Source organism: Propionimicrobium lymphophilum DSM 4903 (assembly GCF_000423485.1).
In the GTDB taxonomy this organism is placed as follows: Bacteria; Actinomycetota; Actinomycetes; order Propionibacteriales; family Propionibacteriaceae; genus Propionimicrobium; species Propionimicrobium lymphophilum.
The window spans coordinates 344,805-362,280 of record NZ_AUIB01000001.1; the positions used below are offsets into that span (position 1 = coordinate 344,805).

A 17,476-nucleotide genomic window follows, 5' to 3' on the forward strand; every position below is an offset into this window, starting at 1 on the left:
CAGCGCCCGGTTATGCGTGTGCTGCCCTGTTTCGCCTAGTCGCATTCGAGGATGGGTGAATTTTAAGGGTAAGGGCTTAGTAATAGGCGCTAGGATATGGCCCGTGAGCAACTTAATTGTTTTGGTTTTGGGCTCAGGTGGCCGCGAGCACGCGCTGGTTCGCGGCTTGGCTGCAGACCCAACCGTCGCGCAGATACACGTCGCCCCAGGCAACCCAGGCTGCGAGGATTTGGCGACCAACCATGAAATCGACCCACTGGATTCGCAAGCGGTAGTCGAACTCGCCCGTGAAGTCGAGGCCAGTTTCGTTTTGATCGGTCCCGAGGCCCCGTTGGCAGCAGGTATCAGCGACGCTTTGCGCCAGGCCGGGATTCCGGTTTTCGGCCCGTCGAAGGCAGCAGCTCAGCTGGAGTCGAGCAAGTCGTTCGCCAAGCGCGTCATGGAGAAGGCTGGTGTCCCGACCGCGGGTTACGTGGATTGCAAGAGTCCGGAGGACGTCGGGGTTGCGCTGGAGAAGTTCGGTGCGCCATACGTCGTTAAGCACGACGGTCTGGAGGCAGGCAAGGGTGTGCTGGTCACCAACGATCTCGAAGAGGCCATCGAGCATGCGACTAAAGCCGACGAAGTGGTGATCGAGGAATACCTGGAGGGTCCGGAGGTTAGCCTGTTTTTCGTCACCGACGGACAGACTGCGCTGCCGATGATGCCCGCTCAAGATTTCAAGAGGCTCTTAAACGACGACCGCGGCCCCAACACCGGCGGCATGGGTGCATACACTCCGTTACCCTGGCTGGACGACGACTTCGTCGACCAGGTGCAGCGCGAGGTTGCTGACCCGGTGCTAGCCGCCATGCGGGACGCCGGAATGCCATTCGTGGGTCTGCTTTACGTCGGCCTCGCCGTCACCAAGGATGGCCCCAAGGTGATCGAGTTCAACGCCAGGTTTGGCGATCCGGAGACGCAGGTACTGATCGCCACGCTCGTCACGCCGCTGGGGCAGCTGCTCTACTCCTCTGCCACCGGCAAGCTTGCCGAATTTGGCAGGATGATCTTCGAGGGCGCCGCGGTCTGCGTCGTAGTCGCAGCAGAAGGTTACCCGGCTGCACCCAAGAAGGGCGGCCATCTGGATCTGCCCGCCGACACCGAAACCGCGCACGTCATCCACGCTGGAACCGCGCGAGATCCTGAAGGCGACATAATCGCCAACGGTGGCCGCGTGTTAACCGTGGTGGGCCTAGGAAAGGACGTCCCCGCAGCCCGGAACGCCGCCTATAATCAGCTAACCGAAATCGAATACGCCGACGCAATCTGGCGCACGGATATCGCCAGCGACAAGAAACTGAGCGGCGCAGCCAGCAACCGTCCGGTCTAGAAACTAAGGGAACCAATGTCTATCGAAAACGTACTCGCGAGCCGTTACGCAAGCGCACAGATGATCAACGTCTGGGCGCCAGAAGCTAAAATCATCGCTGAGCGCAAGCTCTGGATCGCTGTTTTGCAAGCGCAACGCGATCTGGGCGTCGACTTTGGTGGCGACGATCCGAACAAGGTGATCGATGCCTACAGCGCGGTCGTTGAGCAGGTGGATACGGAGTCCATCGCCAAACGGGAGCGCGTGACTAGACACGACGTGAAGGCGCGAATCGAGGAATTCAACGCGCTTGCCGGCTACGAGCACATTCACAAAGGCATGACTAGCCGCGACCTGACGGAGAACATCGAGCAGCACCAGGTGCTGGAGGGGCTGAAGATCGTTCGTGACCGCACTGTTGCTGCTCTCTCGCGAATCGCGCAGCGTGCTGTGGAGTACACCGACCAGCCGATCACCGGACGCACCCACAACGTTGCGGCCCAGGTGACGACTCTCGGCAAGCGTTTTGCCAATGCCGCCGACGAGTTGCTGATTGCTTTCCATCGAGTCGAGGAGCTGCTGGACCGCTACCCAGCGCGCGGCATCAAGGGCCCGGTCGGCACCAGCCAGGACATGCTCGATCTGCTCGGTGGAAACGCCGACAAACTTGCCGAGTTGGAGCGCCGAATCGCCGACGAACTCGGTTTCAAAAATATCTTCACTGCAACCGGCCAGGTGTACCCGCGCTCGCTTGATTACGACGTGCTTTCCGCTCTGACTCAGGTCGGTGCGGCGATGAGCAGCCTGGCAACCAGCATTCGTCTGATGGCTGGCAACGAGCTCGTCACGGAGGGGTTCAAGCCTGGCCAGGTTGGCAGCTCTGCCATGCCGCATAAGATGAATACCCGAAGCTGCGAACGCGTCAACGGCATGATGATCATCCTGCGTGGTTACGCGAACATGGCGGCTGATTTGGCCGGCACCCAGTGGAATGAGGGAGACGTCAGCTGCTCCGTGGTTCGCCGCGTCGCGCTGCCCGATGCCTTCTACTGCATCGACGGCATGTTCGAAACGTTCATCACCATCATCGACGACTTCGGTGCATTCCCCGCCGTCATCAATGCCGAGCTGAGCCGCTACCTGCCGTTCCTGACCACCACCAAGGTTCTGATGGCTGCGGTCAAGAAAGGCGTTGGCCGCGAGGATGCCCACGAGGCAATCAAGGAGAACGCAGTGGCCGTGGCGCTCGAGCTGCGCGAGAAGGCTGTCGAGAACGATCTGTTCGACAGGCTCGCGAAGGATTCTCGCGTCGGCCTAAGCCGAGATGAGCTCGACCACCTGGTTAGCGTTCCGCTGGAGCTCACTGGAGCCGCGGGCGCCCAGGTGGCAAAGATCGCCGAGCAGGTCGAAAAAATCGTCGACGCGTACCCGCAGGCGGCGGCCTACAAACCGGGGTCCCTGCTTTAGTCGGCTTCTGAGACTAGCTGGGACAGATCCTCAAGCACCTCTGCGGGGGAGATGGAGTTGGGGGTCTTGTACCAATCCAACTCAAAATTGCATCGTGAGTGGCTCGCCAGGAAATCCTCGTATTTCTGGGCGAGCTGCTCTTGTATTCCAAGACTTATCGCCCATGGCGCGTCCTGAGAGAAACTGCGAGCCAGGGAGCTCGCCTTGATCTTTTGATCTAGCGTCTGCTGCTTGAATCTTTCCAGGTGTTTGGCGACCGCTTCCATAGATTCAGGTCGATACCAGCTGCTGCCCAGGGAGGCCACAACGCCGCCCGCGGCTGCCAGCGCTATCGCGCCGATCAAACCGAACATGCTGGAGGTGGTCAGCCAATCGAAGATCATCGCGGCGGTTAGCACCAACCCGGCAAGCAGCAGGACGCCACCGATAACCCCCCAGACGCTGCTTCTGGGCTCGTCGCCTTCCACCCAATCTTTCTTTCGCAGCTCTTCGATCAGTTGTTTGTGAGCCAGCTCGAGCGGTTTATTGGCAGACAGCAACATCCTCGAGTGCGTGACGGAGTCTTTGCCCGCAAACGGCGCCTCGACGAGTGTGCGTTCGTAGGGCAGAAGCTGATCATCCGCGTCGGCGACCTTAGTGAAGACCCAATCTCGCCAGGAATCCTTACGCTCGTTGAGCGGTGAGATGCACAAGTAGCCCCTCGTAGCTAGATCGATTAGCGATAGGTTTACGTCCTTAGCGGAGACGCCCTGGCCGTTAAGCGTGCTCACCATCGCCGGCGTGGTATCGGCTGGTGGACGGTGTGCGTCCGGCAGCATCTGCTTGAGGCGGTTAGTCAGCTCATGCCTGTTGAATTCGCGTCTGGCGACGATTCGTGGGCGAATTGCCCGGCGAACCATGACGGTCAGAACGACGGCGGCTAACAGAAACACCAGTCCGATCACCAATACGATGATGTCGAGTCGCATATCGAGTCTCCTTATCAGGTCAGGAAACAGTCTAGAACCCTCGAATGACAATTTTGTGGGTGCTCAGCGTACAATATCTAGTATGAGCCAGTATTCCGATCTCGGATTGCCGCTAATCAACGCAGGAAAGGTTCGCGAGCTTTATCAGCTGCCCGATCCGGAACGCATGTTGATGGTGGCTACGGATAACGTTTCTGCCTTCGATTACATCCTCCACACCAAGATTCCTGGCAAGGGTAAAGTTCTTACCCAACTTTCGCTTTGGTGGTTCGAGCAAATTCCGATGGCTAATCATCTGATCTCGACTGACGTCCCAGAACTTGTCGAGGGCAGGGCGATGGTCGTCGAGAAGCTGCAGATGATTCCGGTAGAAGCCGTGGTTCGCGGCTACCTGACCGGGTCTGGGTGGGTCGAATACCAGGCCTCGAAGACCGTATGCGGCATTCCGCTGCCCGATGGCTTGAATGATGGCTCTAAGCTGCCAGCGCCGATCTTCACTCCGGCGGCTAAAGCGGAATACGGCGAACACGACGAGAACATCAGCTACGGTCAGTTGGTCGAGCTGGTAGGCGAAAAGACTGCAGCCGAGCTGCGCGACGCCAGCATCTCGATTTACAAACTGGCGGCAGCCAAGTGCGAAGAAAAAGGTCTGATCCTGGCTGACACCAAGTTTGAATTCGGTCGCCGTGAAGACGGCACCCTGGTGCTCGCCGACGAGGTTCTGACCCCGGACTCGTCCCGCTACTGGGACGCCGAAGACTACGCTGCTGGCAAGCTGAAGAGCTTCGACAAGCAGTATCTTCGCGACTGGCTGAGCAAGGACTCCGGCTGGGACAAGAACTCTACGCCGCCGCCTCTCCCCGAAAAGATCGTAACAGCCACTATCAAGCGCTACCGGGACGCCTATTCCCGCCTAACAGGACGAGTACTTTAAGGTATAACCATGGGTTTTTTCAGCAGGTCTAAGTCGAACAAGTCGGCTGACAACAACAAATCTTCCCAGCCAGAGCAGGTTGCTCCGGGGCAGGTGTCGGAGACCGATCTAGCCAAGCGCGTCGTCGTAAACGTGATGCCAAAGCCTGAGATCCTCGATCCGCAGGGCAAAGCGGTCAGCGCCTCGCTTCGTCGCCTCGGTTACGAGGGCCTCAGCGTTCGCCAAGGCAAGCGCTTCGAGATTGAGGTCGAAGGTGAGATCACGGACGAGCGTCTCGAGCAGATCAGGCACGCCGCCGAGACCCTGTTGGCCAACACCGTCATTGAAAAGTTTGACGTCACCGTGGAGATGGCATGACAAAAATAGGTGTAATCACCTTCCCTGGTTCTCTTGACGATCACGATGCCTTGCGCGCGATCCGCCTTTCCGGGGGCACGCCGGTGCCGCTGTGGCACGCATCCGACGAACTGGGCGACGTCGACGCCGTGGTTTTGCCAGGAGGTTTCAGCTACGGCGACTACCTGCGCTGCGGCGCCATCGCCCGCTTCGCCCCAATCATGGACGAACTCATCCGTCAGGCGAAAGAGGGGCTGCCGGTCCTTGGCATCTGTAACGGTTTCCAGATGCTCTGTGAGACCCACCTGCTGCCGGGCGCGATGATCCGCAACGAGTCGATGAAGTTTATCTGTCGCCCCGAGCGGCTTCGAGTCGAGTCGGTCGATACCGTCTGGACCTGCAACTTCACTCCGGGTCAGGAAATCGAGATCGCGTTGAAGAATGGCGAGGGTAACTTCCAGGCTGATGCCGATACCGTCAAGCGCCTGGAGGATAACAACCAGGTTGTCTTCCGCTACCTGGATAACCCGAACGGCTCGGTCAACGACATCGCTGGCATCACTAACGAGCGTGGAAACGTGGTCGGGCTCATGCCGCATCCCGAGCACAGCGTGGAGACTCTCATAGGCTCGTCGACCGACGGCCTGGGCTTCTTCCAGTCTGCTCTGGCATTCCTGCAACGCGCGGCGAACTGATTTGGATGGCATTCGTGTTAGATACAGTTAACAACGCTAAGCAGACTCCCGACGCCGCCCAGCCTTGGGCTGAGCTCGGGCTTAAAGAGGACGAATACCAGCGCATCCGCGACCTGTTGGGCCGCCGCCCAACCGGCGCCGAGCTGGCGATGTACTCGGTGATGTGGTCTGAGCACTGCTCCTACAAGTCTTCGAAGATTCATCTAAAGAAGTTCGGTGTGGTGGGTAAGGAAACCCCGATGGGGCCGCTGCTCGCAGGCATCGGCGATAACGCCGGCGCCGTTGACGTCGGCCAGGGCTACGCGGTTACCTTCAAGACCGAGTCGCACAACCACCCTAGCTATGTGGAGCCGTATCAGGGCGCAGCAACGGGTGTTGGCGGCATCGTCCGAGACATCTTGGCAATGGGTGCGCGCCCGATTGCCGTGATGGATTCGCTGCGGTTCGGTCCACTCGACGCCCCCGACACCAAACGTGTGCTGCCTGGCGTCGTCGCGGGAGTCGGCGGCTACGGCAACTGCCTCGGCCTGCCGAACATTGGCGGTGAGACAGAGTTCGACCCGATCTACTTGGGTAACCCGCTGGTTAACGCTACCTGCATCGGCATCATGCGTCACGATGACCTGAAGTTCGCGAAGGCCTCCGGCGTCGGCAACTACGTCGTTCTTTATGGCTCCGCAACCGGCCCCGACGGCATCGGTGGCGCCTCGATTCTGGCCTCGGAGACCTTCGAGGAGACCAGCAGCAGCAAGCGCCCGGCCGTGCAGGTCGGCGACCCGTTCATGGAGAAGCTGCTTATCGAGTGCACGCTCGAGCTGTTCCAGGCCGGCGTCGTCACCGCGCTCCAGGATTTCGGTGCCGCGGGCATTTCCTGCGCCACCAGCGAGCTGGCTTCCGCGGGTGACATGGGCATGCACTGCGAGCTCGACAGGGTGCCGCTGCGCGACGAGACTATGACTCCCGAAGAGATTCTGATGAGCGAGTCTCAGGAGCGCATGATGGCCATCGTTACTCCTGAGAACATCGACGAATTCATGGAGATCTGTCGCAAATGGGAGGTCTCCGCAACCATCGTCGGGGAACTCACCGAGGGCAACCGCTTGGTCATCGACTGGCACGGTGAGACAATCGTCGACGTCGATCCCCGCACGGTAGCCCACGAAGGCCCCGAATACGACAGGCCACAGCGCCGTCCGGAATGGATGGATATGGTCATCGCCGACGACGCTAACGCGTTGCCGAGGGATAATGAGACCATCGCCGAGCAGGTAAAAGCCCTGGTAGCCTCGCCGAATCTCTGTTTCAAGACGTGGATCACCAACCAGTACGACCGCTTCGTGCGTGGCAATACTGTGCTAGCTCAGCCGGAGAATTCCGGCATGATCCGCATCGACGAGAACACCGGGCTCGGCATCGCGATGGCTACGGACGCGAACGGCCGTTACTCTTACCTGAACCCTTATTGGGGTGCGCAGCTTGCGCTTTCGGAGAGTTATCGTAACGTCGCAATGACCGGCGCGACCCCGGTTGCGATCACCGACTGCTTGAACTTTGGTTCCCCTGAGAACCCGGAGGTCATGTGGCAGTTTGTCGAGACGATCTTCGGTCTGGTTGACGCCTGCCGCGAGCTCGGCATCGCAGTCACCGGCGGTAACGTCAGCTTCTACAACAACACCGACGGGGTCGATATTCACCCGACACCGGCAATCGGCACCTTGGGCGTAATCCAGAATGTTGCGGATCGAATCCCGATGGGCTTCGCGAATGCGGGCGACGCAATCGTGCTGCTGGGCGAGACCAAGTGCGAACTCGGCGGCTCCGCATGGACCCGCGTGATCCACGAGCACCTGGGCGGCACCCCGCCTGTGCCGAATCTGGACGCCGAGCAGAAGCTGGCGACCTTGATCAGGGAAGCATCCGAGATCCTGGTCAGCGCCCACGACCTCTCCGAGGGTGGCATCGCCATCGGCCTGATCGAAGCTTGCTGGCGAAACGGCTTCGGAGCCCACGTTAGCCTGCCTCACACCGGGCTAGACAACGTTGCGAATATGTTCAGCGAATCGCCCGCTAGGGCAGTCGTCACGGTAGCCGCAGACGATGTCGAGAAGCTTCACGAGCTCTGCGAGTCCATCGGCGTCCCGATGGCGCGCATTGGTACCGTAGCTCAGGGCAACAAGCTCAGCATCGACGGCATCTGCGAACTCGACCTCGACGAGCTACGCGAAGCCAGCGAGGCCACCATCCCGGAGGCAATGAAAGGCGTTTAAGTCAATAAAAATTGGCGGTGCTACTCGGTAGCGCCGCCAATTTTTTGTTTAAGCTCTCATTTTTCTCTGTCCACGCACTGCACCAGCAGCTGCGCGATCGGGGCTCGGGCCTCCTCTGATAGGCAGACCTCGTCCAGCGCCTCGTAGGCGGCCTTGACGTAGCCTCCGATCAGTTCGCCCACGTCGTCCAAAGCGCCACATTCCATGATGATATTCAGCGCGCGCTCGAGCGCGTCGGGGCTCATTTCGCGCCCGATTAGGGAGGCGAGCTCGTTGGCGTGCGGTGACTTCTCCATGGTTATGGCAAGCAGCACTGTCTGCTTGCCTTCCACGAGGTCCCCGCCAGTTGCCTTGCCGGTGACGCCTTCGTCTCCGAGGATGCCCAGCAGGTCGTCACGAAGCTGGAAAGCCTTACCCAGCGCTGAGCCGAAATCGCCTAGCTTGGCCAGCTCGCGTTCGCCGGCACCACCGGCCGCTGCGCCGAACTGCAGCGGACGCATCACGGTATAGCGGGATGTCTTGGCCTCTAGGACGAGCTCGGCCGATTCGCGAGCGCTCATCTCGTCCAACAGCCCGAACTGGTTGGAGACATCCAGATACTGTCCGGCATTAACCTCGTTCTGGACCAGCCGCCAGTAGGGCAGCGCATCCGATAGGCGCTCCAGCCCGCAGCCGTAAACCAGGTCGTTCGCCAGCCCGAGCATGACGTCGCCCAGCACGATGGCCGATTGCCTGCCAAACTCTTCGTTACCCAGCTCGGAGAAATGCTTGTGCGCGCTCGGTTGGCCACGTCGCGTGGGGGAGTTGTCGATCAGGTCGTCGTGTACGAGGATCCCGGCGTGCAGCATCTCGAAGCCGGCGCCCGCTGTGAGGATTGCATCCGGATTCTCTGGCTGGCCAGCGAAGGCGCTGTAACCCCAATACAAAAACGCGGGACGTAGCCGTTTGCCGCCCTCGTAGTAGCGAGCGGCGGCGTCGCTCAGTTCGCCGCATTTTGCATTCAAGCCCTTTAGGTCTTTGTCTGCTTGGGCAGCGGATTTTTCCAGGCGCACGGCGATGGCGTCACGGAAATCTTTCGAAGTGGGATCAACGGCATCGAAGCTCATAACCTGAAAGTCTAGCTGCATTCTTGGGCCTCTCGTCTAAGATATCGGACGTGACCGAACAACGCAGCATGACTACGGTTGCTCAGGTGCTCAACCAGAGCAACGGGCCGACCTACAGCTTTGAATTTTTCCCTCCCAAGACCGAACAGGGCACTTCAAACTTGATGCAGGCGGTCGAGGAACTCGAGCCACTCAAGCCAGATTTCGTCTCAGTTACCTACGGCGCTAGCGGAACCAACCGCGACCGCACTCTGGGCGTCACGGTTGAGCTGGCTAAACGAAGCAACCTGAGGGTTATCGGCCACATCACCTGCACCGCACAAAGCGTAGACGAGGTCAAGCGGGCGATTGACGCATATGGCGAGGCCGGCATCAGGAACATTCTGGCTATTCGTGGCGACATGCCGGGAGGCCCGCGTGTGGCTTGGGAAAAGCACCCACAAGGCCTAGAGAACGCCACCGAACTGGTCGAGCTGATTAAATCTCGCGGTGACTTCTGTGTCGGCGTCGGCGCCTTCCCAGACGGGCACCTGACTAGCGACTTCGAGCTCGACGCGCAAATTTTGCTTGGCAAGCAACAGGCGGGTGCTGAGTTCGCCGTCACCCAGCTGTTCTTCGAGCCTAAACACTACTTCGATCTGGTGGAGAGGGTACGAAATGTCGGCGTGACGATGCCGATCGTGCCTGGCATCATGCCGGTTTCAAGCGTCAAGCAGCTGGGCAAATTCGTTGAACTTTCCGGCGCAGACATCCCAGCTAGGGTCGCCGAGACACTGCTTCGGGTGCCCGACGATCCGATGATGGTTCGAGTCGCAGGTTCCGTCATCGCATCCGACCTGTGCAAAGAAATGCTGACCGGGGGAGCACCCGGCCTGCATTTCTACACGCAGAACCGCTCGGTGGCCACCAGGGAAATCCTGGCGATGCTGAGGGCAAGGGGATACTAATAACGCAGACAAAAGGGTGAGCCCGGTCGGGCTCACCCTTATCGTTTGTCTAGAGAGCGCGCAGAATGATCTGGCGCAGGTCTTCCTCGGTTGGCTTAACCGGGTTCGTCTGCGTGCAACGATCGACCATGGCGCTGGCGGTCATCTCGTCGAGCTTCTTACGGCACTCGTCGGAATCGACACCGGCCAGGTGCAGACTGTCGGGAATCTGCAACTTCTCATTCATCCTGCGGATGTGCTGGACGAACATGCGCACCGCAGATGGGCCGTTAGAGTCGGGCGAAACCATCCTGCCTAGGCGGGCATAACGGCTCATGGCCTGCGGGTCCTGACTGTTGTACTCGATGACGTGCGGCAGCAGGATAGCGTTCAGCCGCCCGTGTGCCACGTGGAAGTGGCCGCCCAGCGCGTGCGCCAGGCTGTGCGTGATGCCTAGCCCCGCGTTCTCGAAGGAGGAAGCTGCAAGGGAAGAGGCGCTGTGCATGTGCTTACGCGCGTCCATGTCGTTGCCATCGACGAAGCACTCATGCAGATTCTCAAAAACCAGCGAGACGGCCTTCTCGGCGAGCGCGTCGGTGAAGTCGTTGGCGTCGGTAGAAACGTAAGCCTCTGTGGCGTGGGTCAGCACATCCATGCCGGAATCTGCGGTGGTTTTCGACGGGCATGAGCGCACGGCCTCGGGGTCCAGGATGGCGATGCGGGCATACATCTTTTCCGACAGCAACGGAATCTTTGTTTCGTTAGCCTCGTCGGTGATGACCGCGTAAGAAGTCACCTCGGAGCCCGAGCCGCTGGTGGTCGGAATGACAACGATTCCGCCCGGTGCACCACGTCCGTCTTCACCAGCGATCAAGTGAACCGCCTTAGCGGTATCGATTGCAGAACCGCCGCCGTAAGCCAGCACGATTTCCGGACCAAACTGCAGGTATTCGGCGACGCCCTGCGCCACCAAATCGACAGTCGGGTTCGGCTCAACCTTGTCGAAAACCTTCACGTCGTCGAGGCGCGCGACGATCTCCTTGAAATGGTCTGTGGTGGCTAAGAAGCCGTCGGTGACGACCAGTACTTTGGCGCCGGCAAATTCGTCCAAAACGTCTAGGCTGTCATCGCCCATATGGACTTTGGTAGGGATCTGGAAATTAGGCATTATTCTCCTCCGAATACTGCTGACGATATTCACCCGGAGTTACTCCGACGTGTTTCTTAAATACTCTGGAAAAGTAGTTTTCTGGCTGGAACTTGAGCGCACTAGCGATGCGAGAGATCGGTTTATCGGTATGCGCGAGTATCATCTTGGCCTTTTCTAGGCGCTTCGCTGTGACGTATTGAATGAACGTGCTGCCCGTGTGGTTTCTGAAGGTTCTAGAGAAGTGCGAGTGTGAACAGTTCAGGTATTCCGCGCCGTCCTCGACGGTCAGAAAAGCGGTCGGATCCTTCTCTATCTCGTTCAACAGTGTGTTGACCGTGCGCTCTTGCACCTTCAGCGTGGGTTCCATCAGGTTGTGCAATGCGATGAGTAGGTTCTCGCAGTACCTGAAGGAATCGTAACGGTTCATCTCGCGCTTGGTGCGCATCCTGTGCTGAATGACCATCTGCGAAATATCGCGTCCAGTGCTCACGGAGTCGCTGCTCGCGATGCCGATCAGCACATCCTCAAAGCGTGCTATGTCGGTTGTTTTCATTTTCATGATCCAACTCGGCAGGGTGGCATCGAGGAATTGTTCGAGCACCTGCATGTTCGCGCCCAGATCGCGGCGAAGGACGTTTCCGGTTATCAGGTACGGGTCGAGGATGGAATCGAGCGCATCGTTTTTTTGCGTGATCGGGCGTAGCGGAAGCGCCTTATGGGTTAGCCTGCCCGCAAGCAGCGGAGCGAACCTGTCTTTTCTCTCCACGTCAGGCACGGAGTTGAGGCGTCCGTAGATTGGGCTAGGAGCCAGGATAGTGAGCTTCTTGCCGTTGTTTCCGATCTTTTCGTTAACCATCTTGATAATGGCATCGGCGCTGCGATGAATGGTCTCTAGATTGACGGTGTTGACGTCACGAATCAGATCTTCAGTCTCATCCGGAATAGCGAACTGGCCTTTGTTAGGCAAAATTTCCTTCGGCATCCGCTCGTTTCGCATCAGCACTTGACCGGCGAGAACCGCTCCGATGAATCTTTCGTCCGAGACGATGGGCACCGCAAAGTCGACTAATCCGGCGTGGCACTTGTAAACAACCGGGCGGCCGTCCAGTGCGCCCTGCAACCCGCCGTGTGCGTCACAACTCATACAGCGCTTACGCACCCACGGGTCTCTACGCAGCAACTGGCAGAGCGCGGAGAAGCCCGAAGCATCGGTGATGGAACGGCCCATGGAGTCAACGGTGATCATTCCCAGGCCGGTCTCCGCAGCGAATTCGTCTTGAATTTTTTGCAGCTTCTCGATGTCGATTACGTCGCGGAGGCTCAGATTGCCGATGCCCGAAAGCTTAATTAGCTCTGCCACAGCACCTCCCGCAGCTCGTCGAGGCCTCTGCCTGTGACGGCGTCAGTGACGAATATTGGGCTAGCCCCACCTTGGGCGAGGGTCTGTTTTGCATTTTCGATCTGCTCTTCGGTTGCGTTGTCTGCTTTCGTGACTACGCCCCAAACCGGGGGAGCGAACGTTCCTGCGATGCCTGGAGGCATCCGGGTCTCGGGCGCAGTCGGGTCCACGAGCAACAAAACGATGCCCACGCTGTTGGCGCTTACCTGAAGAGCCGACCAAAATCTACCGTGATCGAAGTACTCCCCAGGAGTGTCAACAATGTTGCCAAGAGCCTCGATCGCCTGCGTTTTAGCGTACTTAATTGAGGCGTCATTAAGCCTCTGACAGAGCGTCGTTTTGCCAGCCGTGATACTCCCAATGAGCAGAATTGTATCCGACATTACGTTCTGGTTATTTGGGTGGGGGTGAATCCGAGCACATTTTCGAGGGTGTCCACTACGCTGCGTAGCGACGACTCCACGCTTGCCAGGACGCCCGTGATGACCACCGCGCCGGAAAACCTGTCCACGAAAGCCAGTTCAACTGCAGACGCCTTAGTGGCAATGTCTGCCGCGATAATTGCGCCTTCACCAGGGGTAATAGTGAAGATTCCGATGGCCCCATTGTGATCACTAGTTAGGCCAATCTTCTGGTATAGACTCTCGTCGGGGTTAGCGATGACGTGCGCAAGGGTGACCTGTTTGCCCGGCACAAATTCCTGGATTATTCGCTGCTTTGCGAAGACTTCGTCACTCATTTCACTCCATCGTCGTTTGCTTCATGGTATGCCGTGAAAACCGGTTTCCTTAAGCCTGAGCAGGAATTTGTACAAAGGTGCCTGTTTTGTTTCATCAGAGTTGGCGTATTGTCAAATACAAGTTGCCTGTAATTGCAGGTGCCCACAGACAAAGGAGTTCTGATGCAAGAAGCACTCGGCATGGTTGAAACCAAAGGTTTCGTCGGGGCCGTAGAAGCTGCAGACGCAATGGTCAAAGCAGCAAATGTGACGCTTTGCGGCAGCGAAAAAATCGGCGCCGGCTTCGTCACAGTTACTGTCAGAGGCGATGTAGGCGCAGTTAAGGCAGCTGTTGACGCAGGTGCCGCATCCGCGTCTCGAGTTGGCGAACTTGTAAGTCAGCACGTGATCGCTCGTCCGCACGGCGATGTAGAGACCATCCTTCCAAAGAACGCGGAGTAAAAAATGTCCAATGAATTAGTTGACCAGGTAATGAAGGAAGTAATGAAGCAGATGGGTAGCGAGGAAAAGCCCGCAAGCTCTTCATTTAAGGTAAATCCCGGTATCACCGAGTTTGTCGGTACCGCAGAGGGCGACACTATCGGCCTCGTTATTGCAAACCTGGACGCTCAGGTAGCTAAGCTGTTCGGGCTCGACAAGAAGTACCGCTCAATCGGTATTCTCGGTGCACGCACCGGCGCCGGCCCACAGATTTTCGCAGCCGATGAGGCAGTCAAAGCCACCAACACTGAGATCGTAAAGATCGAGCTTCCCCGAGACACCAAGGGCGGGGCAGGCCACGGTTCGTTGGTGGTTTTTGCGGCTGAGGATGTTTCCGACGCCCGCCGCGCCGTAGAGGTAGCTCTCGAAGACATCGACCGCACCTTCGGTGATGTCTGGGGCAACGACGCGGGCCACCTGGAATTCCAGTACACAGCCCGCGCCTCGCATGCGTTGAACATGGCATTCGGTGCCCCGATCGGCAAGAGCTTCGGTATCACCGTTGGCGCCCCCGCCGCCATCGGCGTCGTGCTGGCTGATACCGCAGTTAAGGCATCGACCATCGACGTCGTGTCGCTCGCCACGCCGACCAACGGCCAGAGCTTCTCCAACGAGGTCACCGCTACCTTCAGCGGCGATTCCGGAGCTGTTCGCCAGGCGATTATCGCCGCTCGCGAGGTCGGCATCAAGCTGCTCGGCGCGCTCGGTGATACCCCGACTTCGACCACCACTCCGTACATTTAAAGAGGACGCTAAATGAGATCAAAGAGGTTTGAGGCTCTCGATGCGCGTCCCGTCAACCAGGACGGGTTCGTCACCGAGTGGCCAGAAGTTGGTCTAATCGCGATTGATTCGCCTAGCGACCCTAAGCCGTCGATCAAGATCGAAAACGGTGAGGTCGTCGAAATGGACGGTAAGCGAGTCGACGAGTTTGACATGCTCGATTCGTTCATCGCTCGTTACGGCATCAACCTGGAAAATGCCGAAAAGGCGATGTCCGTTGATTCCGTCGACATGGCTCGGATGCTTTGTGACATCAACGTTCCGCGTGCAGACGTTATCGCTTTAACTACTGCCATGACCCCGGCCAAGCTGACCGAGGTCATCAGCAACATGAGCGTGCTGGAAATGATGATGGGCGTCACGAAGATGCGCGCCCGCAAGAAGCCGGCTAACCAGTGCCACGTGACTAACGTCGCCGACAACCCGGTGCAGATTGCGGCAGATGCCGCAGAGGCTGCACTTCGTGGCTTCGCTGAGATGGAGACCACGATGGGTGTCGCCCGTTACGCTCCGTTCAACGCGATTTCGTTGATGGTTGGCGCTCAGACTGGCCGTCCGGGCATTCTCACGCAGTGCTCCTCTGAGGAAGCTACTGAGCTTCAGCTCGGTATGCGCAGCCTAACGGCTTACGCTGAGACCGTTTCGGTGTACGGCACTGAGGACGTCTTCATGGACGGCGACGACACTCCATGGTCGAAGGCTTTCCTAGCTTCCTGCTACGCCTCTCGCGGCATGAAGATGCGTTTCACTTCGGGCACCGGTTCTGAGGTTCAGATGGGCTTTGCCGAGGGCAAGTCGATGCTTTACCTTGAGTCCCGCTGCTTGTTCGTCACGCGTGCTGCCGGCTCGCAGGGCATCCAGAACGGTTCCGTTTCTTGCATTGGTGTTCCTGCTGCTGTTCCAGGCGGTATCCGTGCGGTTCTCGGCGAGAACCTGATTGCCATGATGCTCGACCTGGAATGCGCATCCAGTAACGACCAGACGTTCACGCACTCCGATCTGCGCCGTTCGGCTCGTACTCTGATGCAGTTCGTTCCGGGTACCGACTTCATCTGCTCCGGTTACTCTTCAACCCCGAACTACGACAACATGTTCGCTGGTTCAAACTGGGATGCCGAAGACTTCGACGACTGGAATATCATCCAGCGTGACCTTCGTGTCGACGGTGGCTTGAACCCTGTCGAAGAAGATGACGTGGTTGCGGCACGTAACAAGGCGGCCCGTGCTCTGCAGGCAACCTTCCGTGGCCTGGGCCTGCCTGCCATCACCGATGAAGAGGTTGAGGCAGCCACCTACGCTAACGGCTCGAAGGATATGCCGAAGCGTGATGTCGTTGAGGACCTTAAGGCTTGCGCCGAAGTCCTCGAGCGTGGCCTTACCGGCCTGGACGTCTGCAAGGCTCTCTACGAGGGTGGCTTCGACGACGTCGCAAAGGCGATCTTCGATCTCAACGTCCAGCGTTGCGCGGGCGACTACCTGCACACCTCGGCGATCTTCGACGAGAACTGGGGCGTTGACTCTGCAGTTAACAACCCGAACAGCTACGAGGGCCCGATGACCGGCTACCAGATCAGTGAAGAGCGCTGGGAGCAGATCAAGACCATCCGCAACGCGGTAAGCCCGGAAAGCATCTGAGGTAATCATGGACCAATCAACGCTTAAAAGCCTTATCGAAAAGGTAGTTTCTGAGGTTGTCGCCGGCCAGGCGAGCAAGCACGCACCGGCACCCAAGTCTGAGAAGCCTGAGTCCAAGGCGATCAGCTACTCAGATCCCGGCGATATCGAGGTTGTTGAGACCGGCGTAGCCGAGCGCGGTACCGACCCGAAGGAAGTCGTAATCGGTCTTTCTCCGGCATTCGGCACTGAGCTGACTAGCACGATCATCGGCCTGAAGCACGGCGAGGTTCTTCGCCAGATCTGCGCAGGTATCGAGGAAGAGGGCCTGAACTACAGGTTCATCAAGGTGTACCGCACCGCAGACGTCGCTTTCATCGGTCTGGACGCAGCAAAGCTGTCCGGATCCGGAATCGGCATTGGTTTGCAGTCCCGCGGCACATCGATCATCCACCAGCGCGACCTGGCACCGCTGAGCAACCTCGAGCTGTTCAGCCAGGCACCGTTGATGGACCTTGAGACCTTCCGCGCGCTAGGCCGTAACGCCGCGCAGTACGCCAAGGGTCTGTCGCCCAACCCGGTACCGATTCGTAACGACCAGATGGCTCGTCCGAAGTACCAGGCTGTTGCGGCTCTGCTGCACAACAAGGAAACCCGACTGACTGACACGCACAAGAAGGCGCAAGCAGTCACCATTAAGTACAAGTGAGGCAAAGCATGAACCAAGAAGAACTGATCCGTCAGATCATGTCTGAGGTCATGAAAGACCTCGGAAGTAACAACGTCGAATTCACCAAGAATTCTCCGGCACCTTCAACTTCTTCCGCTCCAGTATCTTCAGGCACGAAGTTGACTGTGGCAGACTATCCGCTGGCGCAGAAGCACCCGGATAGGGTTAAGTCCAACACCGGCAAGGTGCTGTCTGATCTGACCTTCGAGAAGGTTAAGAGCGGAGAGTTGAAGGCGGACGACTTCAAGATTTCGGCTGACACCCTTGAGCTGCAGGCCGAGGTCGCTGAAGCGGCTGGACGTCCGACGCTGGCGCGTAACCTTCGTCGCGCTGCAGAGCTGATCGCGATTCCCGACGATCGTCTTCTGGAGATCTACGACGCTCTACGTCCTTACCGAAGCAGCAAGCAGGAACTGCTTGACATCGCAGACGAGTTGCAGAACGTACACAAGGCCGCCATCTCGGCAGACTTCGTGCGCGAGGCAGCTGACGTTTACGAGAAGCGCGACCGTCTGCGTCGCGACTAAGGAG

At 58.5% G+C, this 17,476-nt stretch carries 16 protein-coding genes and 1 pseudogene; 11 read left to right on the forward strand and 6 right to left on the reverse strand.

Going from position 1 to position 17,476, the window contains the following annotated elements; translation table 11 throughout:
- Positions 1 to 103: 103 nt before the first annotated feature.
- Together purD and purB are read left to right on the forward strand one after the other, a co-directional pair.
- A complete protein-coding gene (gene purD, locus G556_RS0101480) occupies positions 104 to 1,372 on the forward strand; it encodes a phosphoribosylamine--glycine ligase (RefSeq protein ID WP_028821506.1) in 1,269 nt (422 codons plus the stop codon).
- A 15-nt stretch (positions 1,373 to 1,387) separates the two neighbouring features.
- On the forward strand, positions 1,388 to 2,818 hold the full coding sequence (gene purB, locus G556_RS0101485; protein WP_028821507.1) for an adenylosuccinate lyase: 1,431 nt from the start codon (positions 1,388 to 1,390) through the stop codon (positions 2,816 to 2,818).
- Here the strand turns inward: purB and G556_RS0101490 are convergent.
- A complete protein-coding gene (locus G556_RS0101490; protein WP_016456635.1) occupies positions 2,815 to 3,786 on the reverse strand; it encodes a DUF2207 family protein in 972 nt (323 codons plus the stop codon). The two genes, purB and G556_RS0101490, sit on opposite strands and share 4 nt — an antisense overlap.
- An 82-nt stretch (positions 3,787 to 3,868) precedes the next feature.
- Here G556_RS0101490 and G556_RS0101495 point away from each other — a divergent pair.
- The 3 genes and pseudogenes from G556_RS0101495 to purL all read left to right on the forward strand — a co-directional run bounded on the left by G556_RS0101495 (position 3,869) and on the right by purL (position 8,018).
- Positions 3,869 to 5,077: pseudogene (locus G556_RS0101495) on the forward strand (phosphoribosylaminoimidazolesuccinocarboxamide synthase).
- Positions 5,074 to 5,751 carry a phosphoribosylformylglycinamidine synthase subunit PurQ gene (gene purQ, locus G556_RS0101505; RefSeq protein ID WP_028821510.1) on the forward strand — a complete coding sequence of 226 codons (678 nt, stop codon included), beginning with the start codon at positions 5,074 to 5,076 and terminating at the stop codon, positions 5,749 to 5,751. The pseudogene G556_RS0101495 and the gene purQ overlap by 4 nt, the downstream one beginning before the upstream one ends.
- A gap of 5 nt (positions 5,752 to 5,756) precedes the next feature.
- Positions 5,757 to 8,018: a phosphoribosylformylglycinamidine synthase subunit PurL gene (gene purL, locus G556_RS0101510; RefSeq protein ID WP_420806054.1), complete on the forward strand. Its 2,262-nt coding sequence runs from the start codon at positions 5,757 to 5,759 to the stop codon at positions 8,016 to 8,018.
- Positions 8,019 to 8,074: 56 nt separating this feature from the next.
- Here purL and G556_RS0101515 read toward each other — a convergent pair whose 3' ends face one another.
- Positions 8,075 to 9,145, reverse strand: coding sequence for a polyprenyl synthetase family protein (locus tag G556_RS0101515; RefSeq protein ID WP_028821512.1), 1,071 nt, complete (start codon positions 9,143 to 9,145; stop codon positions 8,075 to 8,077).
- A 29-nt stretch (positions 9,146 to 9,174) separates the two neighbouring features.
- On the opposite strand from G556_RS0101515, the gene G556_RS0101520 reads away from it, so the two are divergent.
- A complete protein-coding gene (locus G556_RS0101520) occupies positions 9,175 to 10,071 on the forward strand; it encodes a methylenetetrahydrofolate reductase (protein WP_028821513.1) in 897 nt (298 codons plus the stop codon).
- A gap of 49 nt (positions 10,072 to 10,120) precedes the next feature.
- Here the strand turns inward: G556_RS0101520 and G556_RS0101525 are convergent, their stop codons facing one another.
- The 4 genes from G556_RS0101525 to eutS are packed head-to-tail and all read right to left on the reverse strand — an operon-like array spanning position 10,121 to position 13,338.
- A complete protein-coding gene (locus tag G556_RS0101525) occupies positions 10,121 to 11,218 on the reverse strand; it encodes a 1-propanol dehydrogenase PduQ (protein WP_028821514.1) in 1,098 nt (365 codons plus the stop codon).
- Entirely contained in the window at positions 11,211 to 12,560 is a 1,350-nt protein-coding gene (locus G556_RS10900; RefSeq protein ID WP_028821515.1) for a PocR ligand-binding domain-containing protein, read from the reverse strand. The genes G556_RS0101525 and G556_RS10900 overlap by 8 nt, the downstream gene beginning before the upstream one ends.
- Positions 12,548 to 12,982, reverse strand: a complete 435-nt coding sequence (locus tag G556_RS0101535; protein WP_028821516.1) for a EutP/PduV family microcompartment system protein — start codon at positions 12,980 to 12,982, stop codon at positions 12,548 to 12,550. The genes G556_RS10900 and G556_RS0101535 overlap by 13 nt, the downstream gene beginning before the upstream one ends.
- Positions 12,982 to 13,338 (reverse strand): ethanolamine utilization microcompartment protein EutS, encoded by a 357-nt coding sequence (gene eutS, locus G556_RS0101540; RefSeq protein WP_016456625.1) that lies wholly within the window; start codon positions 13,336 to 13,338, stop codon positions 12,982 to 12,984. Before eutS ends, G556_RS0101535 begins: the two co-directional genes overlap by 1 nt.
- A gap of 159 nt (positions 13,339 to 13,497) precedes the next feature.
- On the opposite strand from eutS, the gene G556_RS0101545 reads away from it, so the two are divergent.
- The 5 genes from G556_RS0101545 to G556_RS0101565 are packed head-to-tail and all read left to right on the forward strand — an operon-like array spanning position 13,498 to position 17,472.
- Positions 13,498 to 13,779 (forward strand): BMC domain-containing protein, encoded by a 282-nt coding sequence (locus G556_RS0101545; RefSeq protein ID WP_231376348.1) that lies wholly within the window; start codon positions 13,498 to 13,500, stop codon positions 13,777 to 13,779.
- 3 nt (positions 13,780 to 13,782) lie between these two features.
- The gene (gene pduB, locus G556_RS0101550) at positions 13,783 to 14,562 is read left to right on the forward strand and encodes a propanediol utilization microcompartment protein PduB (protein ID WP_028821517.1); all 780 of its coding nucleotides are present in this window, start codon (positions 13,783 to 13,785) and stop codon (positions 14,560 to 14,562) included.
- 12 nt (positions 14,563 to 14,574) lie between these two features.
- Entirely contained in the window at positions 14,575 to 16,236 is a 1,662-nt protein-coding gene (locus G556_RS0101555; RefSeq protein WP_028821518.1) for a propanediol/glycerol family dehydratase large subunit, read from the forward strand.
- A gap of 7 nt (positions 16,237 to 16,243) precedes the next feature.
- On the forward strand, positions 16,244 to 16,924 hold the full coding sequence (locus tag G556_RS0101560; protein ID WP_028821519.1) for a propanediol/glycerol family dehydratase medium subunit: 681 nt from the start codon (positions 16,244 to 16,246) through the stop codon (positions 16,922 to 16,924).
- Positions 16,925 to 16,932: 8 nt separating this feature from the next.
- Entirely contained in the window at positions 16,933 to 17,472 is a 540-nt protein-coding gene (locus G556_RS0101565) for a diol dehydratase small subunit (RefSeq protein WP_028821520.1), read from the forward strand.
- The last annotated feature ends 4 nt before the right edge of the window (positions 17,473 to 17,476 follow it).